Origin of the sequence: Rhizobium sp. WSM4643, assembly GCF_025152745.1 — a bacterium.
Classification (GTDB): domain Bacteria; phylum Pseudomonadota; class Alphaproteobacteria; order Rhizobiales; family Rhizobiaceae; genus Rhizobium; species Rhizobium leguminosarum_I.
Genome location: NZ_CP104043.1, coordinates 298,702 through 315,158, shown reverse-complemented (window position 1 = coordinate 315,158; position 16,457 = coordinate 298,702). Strand labels below are relative to the sequence as shown.

Sequence of the window (16,457 nt, the reverse complement as noted above, 5' to 3'; positions counted from 1 at the left end):
ACCGTGACTGCGACATGACAGACTGTTGCAATGTTGAGCCGGTTCATGGACGGGATCAATCAGCCACCGTGAAGGCCCCATGCCCCGTTTCGATCGACGACCGAGCAGCGCCGTGCGTGACGATGAAATTATCCTCGGCCATGAGGGGGCAATCTTGCATTCGACGAACGACTGGCACCGCGGACATGCTTAGGTGATATGGTCCGCCTACGGACCGACCGCCGGTAGGAATGTGAGATGCGCATATTACTGATCGAGGACGAACCTCAAATGGCCGTGGCGCTCCGAGGCGCCCTGACCAGGCACGACATGGTGATGGATCATGTTTCGACGCTGTGCGACGCCGAACTGGTGATCGGCGACGGCGCCTACGACGCCGTCCTCCTGGATCGGCAACTGCCCGACGGCGATGGTCTCGAACTCATTCCGAAGATCCGTAAAAGAGGGCTGACGCTGCCGATCATCGTCATCACCGCCAAGGGAGAGGTTCCAGACAGGATCACCGGCCTTGAGACCGGCGCCGACGATTACCTCGCCAAGCCCTTCGTCTTCGACGAACTTCTGGCGCGGCTGCGTGCCGTGATGCGCCGCTCCGAAACCTTGCGCCCGGCGCTGATCTCGATCGGCCGCCTTTCGTTCGATCCGACCTATTGCGACATCATCGTGTCCGGCCGGCGTCTGGAAATGCCGCGCCGGGAGGCGCTGGTGCTCGAATGCCTGGTGCGGCGGGCCGGTCGCATGGTGCCGCGACCGGCCTTGATGGAAGCGGTCTTCGGCTTCGACGACGAGATCCAGTCGAATGCGCTCGATTCCCATATATCGCGGTTGCGTCGCAAACTGGCAGCGTCGCATGCGGGCGTGGTCATCAACGTTATCCGGGGCGTGGGTTATCTCCTGCGTGAAGCATCATGAGCAAACGATGCTCCTATTCGCTGCGCAAGCGCCTGTTCTGGCGGCTTCTTGCCGTGCAATCGGTCGTGCTCATCCTGGTGATGATCGTGCTGATTTCGGTTGGCAAGATATCCGAATTCAGATCGACGGAGGGCACGATCGAGATCCTGCGCCAGGCCGTCTTCCGCCAGCCCACCGGAGAGTTGAGCCTGAGGGAGACCGAGGATCTGCGACAGCTGCGGAAAGATGCGTCCGATCTCTGGTACACCATTCGCGACGTGCAGGGACATGTTTTGACCGAGGGCCGGATTCCGGAAGAATATGCCACCATCGGCAATACGCTCGATCATGTCGGCCAGGCAAAGTTCGGCTCGGATCTCGGCGATCACGACCGTCCGGCTGCCCGGATGAAGTGGATTGCGACGGATTGGGGACGGGTGCAGTTTCTGACGGGCACCGACGGCCCGAACTCACTCGCCTTCATCCTGTTCCGCGTCTCATTGATCCTTGTGAAAATTGTTATCCCCATCGTCGCGGTGATGGCACTGGGCGCGCTGATCGCAACGCCGCTCGTCGTGCGACGATCGCTGGTCGGGATCGACCAGGCCGCGCTTCAGGCCGATACGATCGATATCGACCAGCGTGGCGGCCGGCTGTCGGAAAACGATATTCCCGAAGAGATCGCGCCGCTGGTGCACGCCGTCAACCGCGCGCTCGGCCGTCTCGACGAGGGTTATGAGCGGCAGGAACGGTTTCTGACCGATGCCGCCCATGAGTTGCGCACGCCGATCGCCATTCTGAATACGAGAATTGGATCCCTGCCGCACAGTTCGATCAAGACCGACCTCTTGGAAGATGCGGCGAGGCTTGCCGTTCTCACCGAGCAGATGCTCGACCTTCAGCGGCTGAAACAGGGCAAGGTCCAGTTCACCAAGGTCGATCTCGGCCAGCTGGCGAGGAAGGTCATCATCGAGATGGCGCCGCTGGCCTTTGCCGCCGGTTATACGGTGCAGTTCGATGTCGACGGCGCCGGCGAGATCGAGGGCGATCCTCTGGCGCTGCAGCGCGCCCTGATGAACATCCTGCAGAACGCAATCAACCACGGCGGCAGGAAAGGCACCATCTCGCTGACATCAGGCTGCAACTGGATCGAGGTCAGGGACGAGGGACCGGGCATCCCCGCCGATATGCGAGATCGCATATTCGAGCCGTTCTTCAAGCGCCATCACGACGGACGCGGCGTCGGCCTCGGCCTCAATCTCGTTCGTGACATCCTGCGCATGCACGGCGGCGAGGTGACCATCGACAACCACAGTCGCGGGGCGGTCTGCCGGCTGAGCTTCCCGACGGATAGGGCCGCAGGCGAGGATAGTCCACAGCGCCCGGCGCGAGTGATGGATTCAATCGCCTCTCCGTGACATATAGATTCGATGAGCGTGCACAGAGATTCGCAACTCGACATGTTTGCCAGGGCATCGCCCGCGACAGCCAAGGCACGCGGTCCATCGCACCGGCGGCCATCGCAGCCAGTTGTCCACTCCGATGAAGACATGGCGCGGGCGCTCGAAGAGAGCGGCAACTATCGCATCTTGAGAAAGCTGACCGCCCGGCCGGTTGCGTCAGTCAGACGGCCAGGGTTTTCGCAACTCGGCGTCATTCTCGATACGGAGACCACCGGTCTCAACCACCGCAGCGACGAGATCATCGAAATCGGCGCCGTCGCATTTACCTTCAACGATGACGGTGCGATCGGCGATATCCTCGGCATTTACGGCGGCCTGCAACAGCCGTCCCGGCCGATCCCGCCCGAGATCACCCGGCTGACCGGTATCACCGATGCGATGGTCGAAGGACAGCTCATCGATATCCAATCGCTGAGGACTCTGATCGAGCCGGCGGATCTGATCATTGCCCACAATGCCGGTTTCGACCGGCCGTTCTGCGAGGCCTTCTCGACGATTTTCACCGGCAAGGCCTGGGCATGCTCGGTTTCGGAGATCGACTGGAGCGCCCGCGGCTTCGAGGGTACGAAGCTCGGCTATCTGGTCGGCCAGGCCGGGTATTTCCACGAAGGCCATCGCGCCGTGGACGACTGCCACGCACTCCTCGAAATCCTCGATCGAGAGCAGCGCGACGGTGAAAGCCCGTTCACCGAACTCTACCGTGCCAGCCAGCGCTCGCGCATCCGTATCTTTGCCGAACACAGCCCGTTCGAGATGAAGGATCATCTGAAGGCGAGGGGTTATCGCTGGTCGGACGGAAGCGACGGTCGCCTGAAGTCCTGGTGGATCGAAGTCGGCGAAGAGGATCTCGGCGACGAGCTTTCCTATCTGCGCTCGGATATTTACCGGTGGGCCGAGGCGGAGCCGCCGATGGTGCGGCTGACGGCCTTCGATCGTTTCAAACTCTGACCGCGAAGCGGTTCGGATCCTGACGCTGCAAAACATCGCGACCCATGCAAGCGCCGCATAGGTGCACTGACGCATTGGCGCTGCAATAATTGGCGGTCTCATATTATATACACCTCATCGAAGCGAACGAAGCGCCAAGGACTGGCAGCTAAGCTTCGAAAGCCCACGAAAGGGGATCATCATGAACGTAGCACGCTCTTTCAATAACTGGCGCAAGTATCGTCAGACGGTCGCTGAACTGGGTCGTATGTCCGCACGCGAACTGGACGACCTCGGCATCGGCCGCGGCGACATCCGCAACGTCGCCCGCGCAGCCATCGCCCGCTAACGGCAGCTTAGACCAAGCATCTTCAAGACCATGCCAGCGCCTGCTTCCTCCCGAGCGGGCGCTTTGCTTTTTGTGCTTCCGGCAGATGGACCAGGTGAATCGAGCCTCCCGCTTTTCGCATAACGCATAGCTGCCCTGCAAAGAAATGCCTATCAACTGAGCAAGAAAATAAGTATGATTATTTCTATCGAAGCGATGCACCTCCTCCCGCGTCCCTTCGATGTACAGGCGCCCCGTCCTCCTCCCAGGGTCGTCTGTGGAATGACAGCACTCCTCCTCCCAGCTGTCGTTCGGTTTTTTACGAAAGCCTGCCGCACCTCCTCCCGCGGCAGGCTTTTTTCGTTTTGGCCAATAGCACTGCCGGATCGCGCCAAGAACGACCGCTTGGATGATGGCGTAATCATTTCCAGAAATTCTCCTGTTATTCCCAGATTTTCTTTCGTGCTCTTGCGGGCCTTGCGTCTCCTCAAGCGCCCACCGACAAACCTGTTGACAGCAAACTTGTCGTACAACTATGTAACCAACTGGATACCGCCGCGGCGGGACCGGCCGGACAAGACTGGCTCCCGAGATAGAGACGACCCGTGGCGACAATGAAGCGGAAGGAAAATTGACATGCAGATCGACGTGAGGCACGCCTCCCATCCCGAGGCCGTGCGCAATTTCGACACGGAGACGCTGCGGCGTCATTTTCTGGTGGAAACCGTCTTCGCGAGTGGCGAGATCCGGCTCACCTATTCGCATTACGACCGGATGGTCATCGGCGGCGCGACGCCGCTCGGCCCCGGGCTAACGCTGACGGCTCCGACAGCGATCGGACAGGAAACCTTCCTTGCTGAGCGTGAACTCGGCGCCCTGAACATCGGCGGTGCCGGCCGCATCATCGTCGACGGCACGAATTACGATCTTGCCAAATATGATTGCCTCTATGTCGGCAAGGGCGCCAAGGACATCAGGTTCGAGAGCGCGGATGCTGCCAATCCGGCAAAATTCTATCTGGTCTCGACGCCGGCGCATCAAGCGCACCCGACCGTGTTGCTCACCCGCGAAAAGGCCCGTCACCTGACGCCGGGCGAAGCCGCAACGGCCAACAAGCGGTCGATCTACCAGTTCATCCATCCGGACGTCTGCCAGTCTTGCCAACTCACGCTGGGCTTCACCATGATCGAACCGGGCAGCGTTTGGAACACTATGCCTGCCCATACGCATGACCGCCGCATGGAAGCCTATCTCTATTTCGATCTGGAAGCGGAGCAGCGTGTGTTCCACTTCATGGGCGAGCCGCAACAGACCCGGCATATGCTTGTCGCCAACGAACAGGCGGTCATCTCGCCGCCCTGGTCGATCCATTCGGGCGCCGGCACCAAGAATTACAGCTTCATCTGGGCGATGGCCGGCGACAATAAGAGCTTCACCGACATGGACCATATCGCCATTGCGGATCTGAGGTGAGCGTCGTGGCAAATCCCTTCGATCTTTCCGGCCGGGTTGCCGTCGTCACCGGCGCCAATACCGGTATCGGCCAAGCCATCGCGGCCGCACTGGCAGAGGCTGGTGCGTCGATCGTCGCCGTCGGACGCTCCTCGATGGACGAAACCGAGGCGCTGGTGAAGGAAGCGGGAAGCCGCTTCCATGTCATCAAGGCCGATCTTGCCAGCATCGAACCGGTCAAGCGGATTGTCACTGAGACCATCCAGACCTTCGGCGGCCTCGACATCCTCGTCAACAATGCCGGCATCATCCGCCGCGCCGATGCGCTCGACTTCACCGAGGAAGACTGGGACGCGGTGATCGACGTCAACCTGAAGACGGCTTTCTTCCTGTCGCAGGCGGCCGGCCGCCACATGGTCGACAAGGGCAGGGGCAAGATCATCAACATCGCCTCGCTGCTCTCCTTCCAGGGCGGCATCCGCATTCCCTCCTATACCGCCTCGAAAAGCGGCCTCGCGGGACTGACGAAGCTGCTTGCTTGCGAATGGGCCGGCAAGGGCGTCAACGTCAATGCCATCGCCCCCGGTTATTTCGTCACCAACAACACCACGGCGCTGCGCGAGGATGCCGACCGCAATGCCGCCATCCTTGGCCGCATCCCGGCCGGTCGCTGGGGAACGCCTGATGAACTCGGCGGCGCGGCCGTATTCCTGGCATCATCGGCATCCGACTACGTGCATGGAACGGTGCTGCCCGTCGATGGCGGTTGGCTGGCGCGATAATCGCTCTTGGCGCAGCCGCCTCGACACCAGGATCGAAACAGGATGGAAAATAAGGACAACGCAGTCTTCAATACCATTCAGCAGGCGCCGAACCTGCGCAGCAACCTTGCCGATATGTTGACGGCGCAAATCGAGTCCGGCGACCTGAAGCCCGGCCAGCGTCTGCCGACCGAACAGGCGATCATGGCAACGACCGGCGTCAGCCGGACGATCGTTCGCGAAGCGCTCGCCGCGCTGCGGGCAAAGGGTTTGATCACCACGCGGCAAGGCCTTGGAGCTTTCGTCTCGAACGATCCGACGCCCAGATCCTTCTCCATCATTCCAAACGACCTGCAGTCGATCGACGAGGTTCTGCGCGTGCTGGAGTTGCGCATGGGGATCGAATACGAAGCCGCCGGCCTTGCGGCGCTGCGGCGCACGCAGGAGGACATCGACCGCATGCAGGACCGTCTCGATGCCCTCGACAAGGCGCTCGAGGAGGGCGGATACGGTGCGCAAGAGGATTACGCCTTCCACAGATCCATTCTGGTCGCGACGCACAACTCCTATTACGGCCGCCTCTTCGATACGTTCGGCAACATCATGGTGCCGCGGCAATGGGCGCGCTTGGACAAGATGACATCAGCCGAGCGCAAGCGCCATGCGGCGCGCATGCGCAGGGAACACCATGCCATCTTCGCGGCGATCCGCGACCGTGACGAGCCCGCCGCGCGCCGCGCCATCCGAAGCCACCTGTCGAAGAGCGCCGCGCGCTTCGAGGAGCTGCGCGACGCTACTGCATAGACAGCGCCTCGTCCTGAACTGTTACGCCTTGGGTTTCGGCTTCATCAGCCGCCGCCAGGCGGCGTGGTCGGTGTGCAGATCGGCCGAGGCATGGATTGCGGGCAGAAGCGGTTTGTGTTTGCGCCGGCCGAAGCGCCTTTTGAAGCCCAGGATATTTTCGACGAAGCTTCTGGTATAGAGCCCCGGGCCGCTTGAATAGATGCGCCATCCGCCGTCGACGGCGATCTCTCCCGCCTTGACGTGCTCCCATTCGGCCGCCGCCTGATAACGGTCATGAAAAGCCGCATCGCTGCTGCTGAAATAGGTATTGCGCTGGCGCAGCGATGCATGCGGCAGCGCTGATGTGACTGAAATCGGATTGACGACGGCGATCGCCTTCCAGAGCTCTTCCGCCTCGGCTTGGAGCGCCAACGTCTCGCAATAACGTAGATGCGCGTGCACATACATCAGCCCGATCTCGCGGCCGAAGAAGGAGGAGGATTCGGCGCGGCGAAACAGCGTCTCAGGCCCGCCGGCATAGGTCGCGGGCTTCTCCATCAGCCGCACGCCGTCGGGGAAGAGCAGATGCTCTCTAATCAGCTTCATATGATCGCGTCTCTGCGCCGGCGTGAACAGCCCGCCAAGCATCGCCTGCGTCATCGAGATCAGCGAAAAATGCAGGCCGGTGCGCTGGTCGCTCGGGTGCAGCAGCAATTCGACGCCGTCATGGCCGGGATCGAAGATACCGTAGCCGGCAACGACGCCGCCACGCACGAGATGGCGGTTGAAATCCCGGCGCATCGCCGTTGCGATCTTCCTCAAGCGCTTGGCCTTGTTGCCATGACCGAGGCGACGCAGGATCGTGGAATAACGGACGATCTGCTCGTAGAGCAGGGCAACGGTCCAACTGCTGACCATCCAGTCGCGCAGATGCGGATCGGCCGGCTGCAGAGAATCGTTCCAGTCTCCCTCGCCGTAGCGGATCAGATGCGTTCCCGGGATGAAAGCTTCGCGAACGGTCTCGAGCAGCTTCTCGACATGGATCGCGATGGTGTCGAGCCCCGGCGCCCTGGCCATCGTCTTTTCGTCGCGCCAGGAGACCTTCTCGTCGAGGATGGCGAGATCGCCGGTCGCTTCGATATAGTCGCAGAGCGCCTTCAGCGGCCAGACGACGATATCGCCGTGACTATCGCCCGCCCGGATGTTGACGTAGGGCTCCAGCATGAACCATTGCGGCCAATCGCCTTTCTCCAGGTATTGTTCGCTGAAGACGGTCTTCAGCACCTCCTTGGCTTCGCGATCATGCTCATAGGCGAGCAGGAATTCGATGGGCCCCTGGCAGGCGTCGCGTGTGCCCCAGGCAGCGCCGGTATATTGCTCGAGGCCGTGCGGCACGCTCAGATGCACGATCGCGTCATGCGCCAGCCACGGCAGCAAGGTCGTCTGCGCGGCAAGGTCGGGCGAGGTGCTGCCGATCGTCAGACCGCGCACGGCGTTCCGCCAGAATTTCGATGCCGGGGCAAGCATGGCTTCATCGGTGACGCCGGCCTCATAACGCTGCGCCAGTCGCTCGGCCTCCGCCGCATCGGTCATCGAGCCGACGACAGCGAAAGAGAGCACCTGCGTCGGGCGGGATCTAAGCGCGACGAAGGGGCCGTTGCGTGTTATCCCATCACTGTAGAGCAGTTCGTCGCCGCCGATCTCATCGATGGCATCGGGCGTCGAACTCACCAGCCAATAGCCGGCATCGGGATAGCGCTCGCCCCAGAGCCAGGCCGGGTCCGGCCGGAAAAGCATGCGTTTGCCCGACGGATGGAATTCGATCTGCCCGCCCGCGTCATATTCGCGCTCGCCGAGGACGACGTGACCGAACACCAGAAAGCGGCACGGCTTGCCCTCGACGGAGACGGTCCACTGCATCGCTGCATCCTCACCGGAGGCGACCGCCGACACGATGATCGTGCGTCCCGCGCAATGATAGATCCAGCGGCAATCGCTGAGCCCCATTTCGAAAGCCGACGGCACCGCCAGAAGCTGCCAGCCGGCGCCGACATCCGCCATGATGCGCAGCCCGCTGGCGCGCGTCAGATTGTAGGGGTCACGGGAGACGGAAAAGAGCTTGTGAAAAGACGTATTGCCGATCGTCAGCTGGGCCGCGAAAACGCCCTGCATCCAGCAGGTCGCGGCAAGCGTCGCATCGTCAAGCAGCATGTTCCCGCCGCTTCTGACGATCGCGCCGTGGCGGCGCGCCACCAGGAGCTCCTTGTCGCGCAGGACCACGTGGCGGTTCAAAACGCCGTCCGGCACGAAAAACGAAAGAAGCTTTCCGTCGACGCGCTCTTCCAGGCTCCGCTCCGGATAGAGCTTGCCAATCGCCTTCTTTTCCAGCGCCTCGGCCTTCAGCAGGGCGGCATCCTGGAGCAGGCTGCGGACCGGCGCCGCCTCTGCTATGTCGGCTGCCGCACCTTTTATCGTTGCCAGCCCGTCGAGCCGCGAAAGGTCGGCATCGCTCGACGCTTCGGGATGATCGGCTGCGAAGACGGCAAAGAAAGTCGCGGTCGCGCCGCTTGCCAGGACGGAGATCGGTCTCGACTGGATGGCGGGACATGCCATCTCCTGCTGGCGCCGTTTGCTCGGCAGGCTGGTGCCGAAAGCGCCGACCAGCAGGTCGTCGAGGCGGTCGCTCGCCTGCACCAGTTGGATCGCGTCCGTGGCATAGGCCGCCGCCCCGTCGAGACAGCCCTGCACGAGCCAGAGGTTGCGGGCGCCCGACTGCTTCAGATTTTGACGGTGCATCACGACAGGGCCGAATGTCCCGTGATCGGCGATATGGTGGTCGACATATTGCGAGGCATAGGCTTCGCTGTTCATCAGGAAGCCGCGATCGCCGAGACCGACGTCCTGGACCAGCACCAGATCGACCGGCAGCGTTCCATCCTTCAGATGCCGGATGGAGGCACGCCAGAACCAAGCCGTTTCGGAAGGATGAAGCTCGAGGCGGACGGTGTAGCCGATATCGCCTCTCTTGCCGCTCCAGGAGAAGCTCGTCGCATCGTGCCCGAAGCTGCCATCGGCACGAGGCCCGACGATCTCGACGACATCAGGTGCCGCACCGCCGATGCGCAGATAAAGGCGACTGACGCCGCCGGTGAGCGGCGAGCCCTGGATCTGGTTGATCTGCACCGATCCCTTGTCGTCGGCATATTCGATGGCAAACAGCGTGCCGTTCGGCAGGGCCGCTATCGACAGGCCGGACCCGTTGCTGATGGTGAAGAGGCCAAGCTCTTCGCGTCGTGGCATTTGAAAACTGCGCTTGAGGACCGGGGCCATTAAGATCTCGTCGATTGGCTTCAGAGGGGAACTGGAGGATGACGCAAAATGATTGAGAGAAATCTTACCGGCGACCGGAAGATCGGCAACTTGTCACCATGGCTTTCACGTTGACGCCGGCCGCCTGGCGAAGGGCACTGAGAGCAGGGCGCAGCCGGTCAGGGCGGCGACGATCATCCAGGCTTCGTTGATCGCCTGGACGCTGGCCGCGGTCTGGACCAGCGGATCGAGCATCGCCGTGGTATCCGCATCGAAGCCGCCACTATGCCCCGATATGGTTTGAAGAGGGGCGCCGACGAATGTCGCAGCCTCGATGTCGCCGGCTTGAAGGCGGGTCCAGAGGGTTTGTCCAAGCGGTTCCGAGCGCGTGTAGATGATGGTATCGATGAGGGCGATGCCGATCGCCCCGCCGAGATTGCGCATCAGGTTGAAAAGCCCGCTCGCATCGGGAATGCGCTCTGGCGGAAGTGTGCCGAGCGCCAGCCGCGTCGGCGGCAACAGGCAGAACATGATGGCGACGCCGCGCACGACCTGCGGCCAGAACATCGCGTCATAATCCGTACGAGGATCCTGAAAGGCGCTCATTCCGACACCGATCGCAAAGAGCGCGAAACCGACGGCCGACAGCAGGCGAGCATCCAAGCGCTTTTCCAGCGCGACCGCGATCGGCGCGGTGACCAGCTGCGCGATGCCGGTGACCAGCATCGTCATGCCGATTTCGAGGGCGTCGTGTCCCCTGATGAAAGCGAGAAAGACCGGCATGAGATAGACCGAGCCGAAGAGGCCGATGCCAAGGACAAAGCTCAGAACCGAGCCGACGAGAAAGTTCCGGTCGCCGAAATTGCCGAGATCGACGACGGGCCGGCGGCGGCGAAGCGTTCGCCAGACGAAGACGCCTCCCGATGCAAGGCAAACCGTTAGCAGGCTGAGCACATAGGCCGAGATCCAGCCGCTCGTCGGCGCCTCTTTCAGGCTGAGTTCCAGGCTCGTCAGCGCAGTTGCCATCAGCAGAAGCGACAGCCCGTCAAGATGCTTGAGTTCGGACGGATCGGGCGCCCGCCGCGGCAGGAACCGCGCAGCGATGATTGCCGAGACGATGCCCGGGATGACGTTGATCAGAAACAGCCAGTGCCAGGAATAGGTCTGCGTCAACCACCCGCCGACGATCGGTCCGACGGTCGGGGCCAGCACCGCCAGCACGCCGGCGATCGTCGTCGCAAGCGCCTGCCGCTCGTTCGGGAACAGGATGAACACGGCTGAAAACACCGATGGGATCAGGGTCCCGCCGGAAAAACCTTGCAGCACCCGCCAGGCCACCAACTCGCCGAAGCTGCCGCTCGCCGCACAGCCGGCGGAGGCTGCGACGAACAGGCTGGTGGCGGTAACGAACAGCCATCGCATCGTCAGAAGTCGCGTCAAGAGGCCGGTGAGCGGAATCGCCACCACTTCGGCGATGAGATAGGCCGTTTGTATCCAGCTCGTCTGATCCGGATCGATATCGAGCGCCGACTGGATGGTCGGCAGCGATGTCGCCACCACCTGGACGTCGAGGATCGCCATGAACATGCCGACGCACATCGCCATGAAGCCGAGCCAGACGATGGCGGGCGTTTCATCAGGGCGGGCAGATTCAAGTCGTTCCGACATGCGATATCCCGCGCGCTGCGTTCTCCGCCTCGGCTGCGAAGACTAAGGCCGATCGTGGTTGCGATCGAGACGACGGACAGCATGGCTCGGACGTGAACCGCGATTTCGCCGATTGCGACACCATAGTTCGGATGAGGATGGAAGCGATAGAGACCCGCCGGCACAAATTTGCAGGAGTGAGTTGAACGCGATCGAGCCTGACCGAGAAGGCCAGGCTCGATCGTGATCAAAGGACTTGGTCCGGAAGAGCGTGCCTAGCTAATGTCTGCCGAGAGCCGATCCGGAGGGCGCTACAGAAATTTCCAATCGGCAATTGACCTGCCGGCGGGAAACTGACTATCACTCTTAAATCAATTTGATTGACTTCAAAAATGATGGAATCGCGGGCGGCCTTCGACCAAAAGGCGGTTTGCGCCATGCTTACCCAAAATTGCGCTCCCGGTTATTACGCCGGGATACTCGTGATCCGATCTCCAAGAGGAATGAGCGACCATGTCCATACCGCGACCAAAAGCCCTGCGGCTTGAAACCCTTTGGAACCCGCCTGCGGACGGCAAGGAGTTTTCCTACGTCCTGCGCCTCAAGAACCTCGGCACCGAGTCGCTTTCGAATTTCTCGCTGTGCGTCAGTGGCCCGGGTCGTGTCGATCCGGCCGGGCGCGTCGACGGCGCCACAGTTTCGCAGCGGCTGTCGAATTTCACCGAGTTCCAGCCACCTGCCAATTTCGTTCTCGGCGCGGGCGAGACGTGGACGATCGCGGTCTATGCGTTGAGTTGGCAGTTTCGTCACTGGACGGACGGCGCAACCAGCGGCTATCTCGCGCTTTCCGACGGCAGCACGATCGTGCTCACCATAGAGCCGACGCGATCTTCGGTCAGCAACGCGCCATTGAAGCGTGGCGCCGAGATCTATCCGGTTCCCGTCAATGCGCCTGTTCAAGTGTCGATCATCCCCTGGCCGAACCATGTGTCCGTCACTTCCCGACGTCCGCTGCCGGCCGGTTTTGCGCCGCAAGCGCAGAGCGCTGAGGGGGAGGCGGCATCAAGAAGTTTCGCAACGCTGGTCGAGCATCTCTTCGCCGTCGAAGGCATCGTCCGGAGCGAGGCGGAAGGCGCGGTTCCAGTCACCCTGAAGGATGCCGCCGGGCTCGGGTCGGAGGCCTATCGGCTGAGTTTCGAGGGTGAGATCACGATCGCGGCCAGCAGCCAGACCGGCTTCCTCTATGGCCTCGTCACACTCGGCCAGATCTGGCGCGGTGCAAGGCTGCATCCCGAGGTCTTCCAGTTTCCGGCTTCCGGCGAGATCGTCGATGAGCCGTCGATGGGTTGGCGCGGCCTGCATCTCGACGTCGCCCGCCAGTTCTATAGCGCGGCCGAGGTCAAGAAGCTGCTGGCGGTGCTGGCCTGGAACAAGCTCAACCGCTTCCACTGGCACCTTTCCGACGACGAAGCATGGCGCGTCGAGATCGACGCCTATCCTGATTTGACCGCGGTCGGCGCCTGGCGCGGTCACGGTCTTGCCGTTCCGCCGCTGCTCGGTTCGAGCCCGGCCCGCACCGGCGGTTATTACACCAAGGCTGCCATCCGCGAGATCGTCGCGCATGCCAAGAGCCTCGGCGTGGAGATCGTGCCGGAGATCGATATGCCAGGCCATTGCTACGCCATGCTGCAGGCGATCCCGGAGCTGCGCGATCCGGCCGAAGTCGGCAGCTATTATTCGGTTCAGGGCTTCCCCGACAATTGCATCAATCCGGTCCGCGAGAAGACCTATGAGATTGTCGAGACGATCCTCTTAGAACTCATCGAGCTCTTTCCGTTCAAGACCATCCATCTCGGCGCCGATGAAGTTCCGCTCGGCGCATGGTCCGGTTCGCCGGAAGCGCTCGAGCGCCTGCGTAGGGTGGCGGGAACCGAGGTTGCCGATGCGCATGCCAAGCGGCTGAACGTCGTGACCAATACCCATGGCGCCGACGACATCCACGGCTCGGGCGCCGCCATCCTGCAGGCGGAGTTCCTGAGCCGCGTCCAGCGCTTCCTTGCCAGCAAGGGCTGCATCACCGGCGGCTGGGAAGAGGCGGCCCATGGCGATGTCATCGATAAATCGAAGAGCTATCTCTGCAGCTGGCGCAATGTCGAGGTCTCGGCCGAACTTGCCGAGCGCGGCTACGACATGGTCGTCTGCCCCGGACAAGTCTACTACCTCGATATGGCGCTCAGGCCCGACTGGGACGAGCCCGGCGCCAGCTGGGCGGGGACTTCGGACGCGGAGAAGCTCTACAATTTCGATCCCATCGGCGGCTGGACGGCAGCTCAGAAACAGAAACTCCTCGGCATCCAGGCCTGCATCTGGTCCGAGCCTATGACCGATCGGGCCGTTTTCGACCGCCTCGTCTTTCCGCGCCTTTCCGCGCTTGCCGAAACGGGCTGGACGAAGCCTTCGTCCAAGTCGTGGGAGCGTTTCAGGGCGCTCGCAGGACTGATGCCGCTGCTCTACGGGCTACAGCAGTCATAGTGCTCGGTTGGGGCCGCGGGTTTTGATTCGAGGATCCCCTTGCCATCGCCGGAGGCGGTGATGGCGGGGGATGCTGACATCGCTTTCAAAGGGCGTTGTCAGGTGCCGCTTCATCTGCCGCGGGCAGCGCACATTCGGGTGCGGCGATACGAATAGGACGGGTTCCAATTTCCGCGCCGGTCGCGCGGTCGATTGTGAGGGGTTCGATCTCCGTACCGGTCTCAGCGTCGAAGAAACGGGTGACTGCACCGCCGCTGCGATGCTTGCGGCCCCAGGCGCCGATTGCAAACAGCACCGGCAGAAAGTCGCGGCCGGCTTCCGTCAGCACATATTCATCGCGCGGCGGACGCTCGGAATAGCGACGCTTTTCCAGCAATCCTTCCTCGGTCAGCGATGACAGCCGCCCCGTCAGCATTGTCGGGACGATTCCGAGGCTTTTGCGAAATTCATCGAAGCGGGTCAGCCCCGCATGGGCGTCGCGCATGATCAACATGCTCCACGCATCGCCGACGAGTGCCAGGCTACGGGCGATCAGGCAGGGCTGGTTCGAAAGATTCTTCATGTCGATATCTTTTTAGTAGTGACTTGCTATCAATTTAATAGTAACAGAATGCGCATGGATATTCCACGACAAAAACGAAGGCAGACGTTGATGAGCAAAAGAGAACGCGGCATCGCCCTGGTCACAGGGGCCTCTTCCGGCATCGGGCTGGTAACGGCGAAGGCCTTGCTACGCGACGGTTACCAGGTGTTCGGCACCAGCCGAAAGCCAATGGCCGACACCGCCGACGGCATCACCATGCTGATCTGCGACGTCATCGACGATCAATCGGTGCAGGGCGTCGTCGACGAGGTTCTGAAACGCACGGGACGGATCGATCTTCTCGTCAACAATGCCGGGATCGGCCTGCTCGGCGGCGCCGAGGAATCGACCACGGCGCAGGCTAAAGCCGTGTTCGACGTCAACGTCTTCGGCACGATGCGAATGACCAATGCGGTGCTGCCAGTGATGCGGCGGCAGCGCAGCGGCCGGATCATCAACCTGAGCTCGATCCTTGGGCTGATCCCGGCGCCCTTCAACGCGCTTTACGCGGCGACCAAGCACGCGATCGAAGGCTATTCGGAATCCCTCGATCATGAGGTGCGCACGCAGGGCATCCGTGTCGTGCTCGTCGAACCGGGCATCACCCGCACCTCCTTCGAGGAGAACATCACGCGGCCGGACCGGCCGCTTGCCGTCTATGATGCGGCGCGCGCCGACGCGGAGAAGCTGATGCGCGAGATCATCTCAACGGGCGATGCGCCCGAGGTGGTCGCCGCAACCGTCATCCGGGCTGCCAATGCGGCCTCGCCCAAGAGACGTTACACAGCTGGGAAAGCAGCAGGGCAGATCCGTTTCATCCGCCGCTTCCTGCCCGAGTCCTTCGTCGACAAGAGCCTCCGGAAATTCAACAAGCTTCCCGGTTGAGCCAGCGCCGGTGTTATCGGCGAGGGATCAAGGCTGCCGTCCCGCCCGCCCACAGCCAACAAACACGTGCCGAGCGAAGGCGCTTCACTGCCGTTGCCGGTAGGCGGAGGGTGTGACGCCTGTGCCTAATTTAAATGCCCGTGTCATGTGGCTCTGGCTGCTGAAGCCGCAGGCTGAAGCGATCTGCGCGATCGGGTCCCTGCCGGATAACATCGATTTGGCGCGCTCGATACGCCGGTGAGCCACCCAGCCATGTGGGGACACACCGTAGCTGGCCCGGAACATCCGCTGAAAATGAAAGGCGCTGAGCTGCCCGATCGCCGCCAGATCCTGCAAGCGGATTGTCTCACCGAGATTGGCCTCGATATACTCCAGGATCCGGCGCCGCACGTGAGGAGCGAGCCCCCCGCTGATCGCACAGGGACGCATTCCTCCATAACGCGGATCCACGAAGAAATCGTCGATCGTCTGCGTCATGGCTTCTTCAGCCAGCAGATGATCACCCGCTAACATCGCTTCGGTCAGCTGCCGAAGCATATGCGCCAAGACGGGTGCGTCGGCGAAAGTCGCTTCGGCAACAGCCATAAGCCTGGAATCGCGGTCGAACGTCTCGGCAAACATCCGGCGCATCTGGTCGTCGGGAACGTAGAGATGGACGAATTCGAACGGATCGGTGATTTCCCATTCGGACGAGTGCCCCTGCGGCATGACACACAAGGCGCCGGGCCGGCCTTGAGCGGTGGGGCTGCCATCCAGGCGGCGGGTTCCGGCGCCACCGTTGAGATAAAGGCTGAACGTATGTCCGTCCGGGCGCTCATAGCTCATCCTGTCGCTGCCATTGCTCCAGAGGGCCGCAGATCGCCCGAACCCCAAATCGATGGATTGCGACATCCGCG

At 62.0% G+C, this 16,457-nt stretch carries 13 protein-coding genes; 9 read left to right on the top strand and 4 right to left on the bottom strand.

All coding sequences use genetic code 11. The features are described 5' to 3' along the window. Positions 1-237 precede the first annotated feature (237 nt). The 7 genes from N1937_RS30965 to N1937_RS30935 all read left to right on the top strand — a co-directional run bounded on the left by N1937_RS30965 (position 238) and on the right by N1937_RS30935 (position 6,626). Entirely contained in the window at positions 238-912 is a 675-nt protein-coding gene (locus tag N1937_RS30965; protein ID WP_017968460.1) for a response regulator transcription factor, read from the top strand. Beyond that, a complete protein-coding gene (locus N1937_RS30960; RefSeq protein WP_260060296.1) occupies positions 909-2,309 on the top strand; it encodes an ATP-binding protein in 1,401 nt (466 codons plus the stop codon). Before N1937_RS30965 ends, N1937_RS30960 begins: the two co-directional genes overlap by 4 nt. Positions 2,310-2,321: 12 nt before the next feature. Further along, positions 2,322-3,302, top strand: a complete 981-nt coding sequence (locus N1937_RS30955; RefSeq protein ID WP_170261561.1) for a 3'-5' exonuclease — start codon at positions 2,322-2,324, stop codon at positions 3,300-3,302. 181 nt (positions 3,303-3,483) lie between these two features. Further along, positions 3,484-3,630: a DUF1127 domain-containing protein gene (locus N1937_RS30950; protein ID WP_003594835.1), complete on the top strand. Its 147-nt coding sequence runs from the start codon at positions 3,484-3,486 to the stop codon at positions 3,628-3,630. A gap of 615 nt (positions 3,631-4,245) precedes the next feature. Further along, the gene (gene kduI / locus N1937_RS30945) at positions 4,246-5,082 is read left to right on the top strand and encodes a 5-dehydro-4-deoxy-D-glucuronate isomerase (protein ID WP_170256414.1); all 837 of its coding nucleotides are present in this window, start codon (positions 4,246-4,248) and stop codon (positions 5,080-5,082) included. Continuing rightward, the gene (kduD, locus tag N1937_RS30940) at positions 5,079-5,843 is read left to right on the top strand and encodes a 2-dehydro-3-deoxy-D-gluconate 5-dehydrogenase KduD (RefSeq protein WP_311202860.1); all 765 of its coding nucleotides are present in this window, start codon (positions 5,079-5,081) and stop codon (positions 5,841-5,843) included. Before kduI ends, kduD begins: the two co-directional genes overlap by 4 nt. A gap of 42 nt (positions 5,844-5,885) precedes the next feature. Then, positions 5,886-6,626 carry a FadR/GntR family transcriptional regulator gene (locus N1937_RS30935; protein WP_170256412.1) on the top strand — a complete coding sequence of 247 codons (741 nt, stop codon included), beginning with the start codon at positions 5,886-5,888 and terminating at the stop codon, positions 6,624-6,626. 21 nt (positions 6,627-6,647) lie between these two features. Here the strand turns inward: N1937_RS30935 and N1937_RS30930 are convergent, their stop codons facing one another. Further along, entirely contained in the window at positions 6,648-9,935 is a 3,288-nt protein-coding gene (locus N1937_RS30930) for a GH36-type glycosyl hydrolase domain-containing protein (RefSeq protein ID WP_260060295.1), read from the bottom strand. Positions 9,936-10,040: 105 nt separating this feature from the next. Continuing rightward, complete coding sequence (locus N1937_RS30925) at positions 10,041-11,582, bottom strand: DHA2 family efflux MFS transporter permease subunit (protein WP_260060294.1); 1,542 nt, start codon at positions 11,580-11,582, stop codon at positions 10,041-10,043. Positions 11,583-12,074: 492 nt separating this feature from the next. Between N1937_RS30925 and N1937_RS30920 the strand changes: the two genes are divergently transcribed. Further along, positions 12,075-14,093 (top strand): beta-N-acetylhexosaminidase, encoded by a 2,019-nt coding sequence (locus N1937_RS30920; protein WP_260060293.1) that lies wholly within the window; start codon positions 12,075-12,077, stop codon positions 14,091-14,093. Positions 14,094-14,178: 85 nt separating this feature from the next. On the opposite strand, the gene N1937_RS30915 is transcribed toward N1937_RS30920, so the two are convergent. Next, a complete protein-coding gene (locus N1937_RS30915) occupies positions 14,179-14,655 on the bottom strand; it encodes a winged helix-turn-helix transcriptional regulator (protein WP_260060292.1) in 477 nt (158 codons plus the stop codon). Between the two features lie 90 nt (positions 14,656-14,745). Here N1937_RS30915 and N1937_RS30910 point away from each other — a divergent pair, with 90 nt between their 5' ends. Then, the gene (locus N1937_RS30910; RefSeq protein ID WP_162115086.1) at positions 14,746-15,561 is read left to right on the top strand and encodes an oxidoreductase; all 816 of its coding nucleotides are present in this window, start codon (positions 14,746-14,748) and stop codon (positions 15,559-15,561) included. Positions 15,562-15,645: 84 nt separating this feature from the next. Here N1937_RS30910 and N1937_RS30905 read toward each other — a convergent pair whose 3' ends face one another. Then, complete coding sequence (locus N1937_RS30905) at positions 15,646-16,386, bottom strand: helix-turn-helix domain-containing protein (protein ID WP_260060425.1); 741 nt, start codon at positions 16,384-16,386, stop codon at positions 15,646-15,648. Positions 16,387-16,457: the final 71 nt, after the last annotated feature.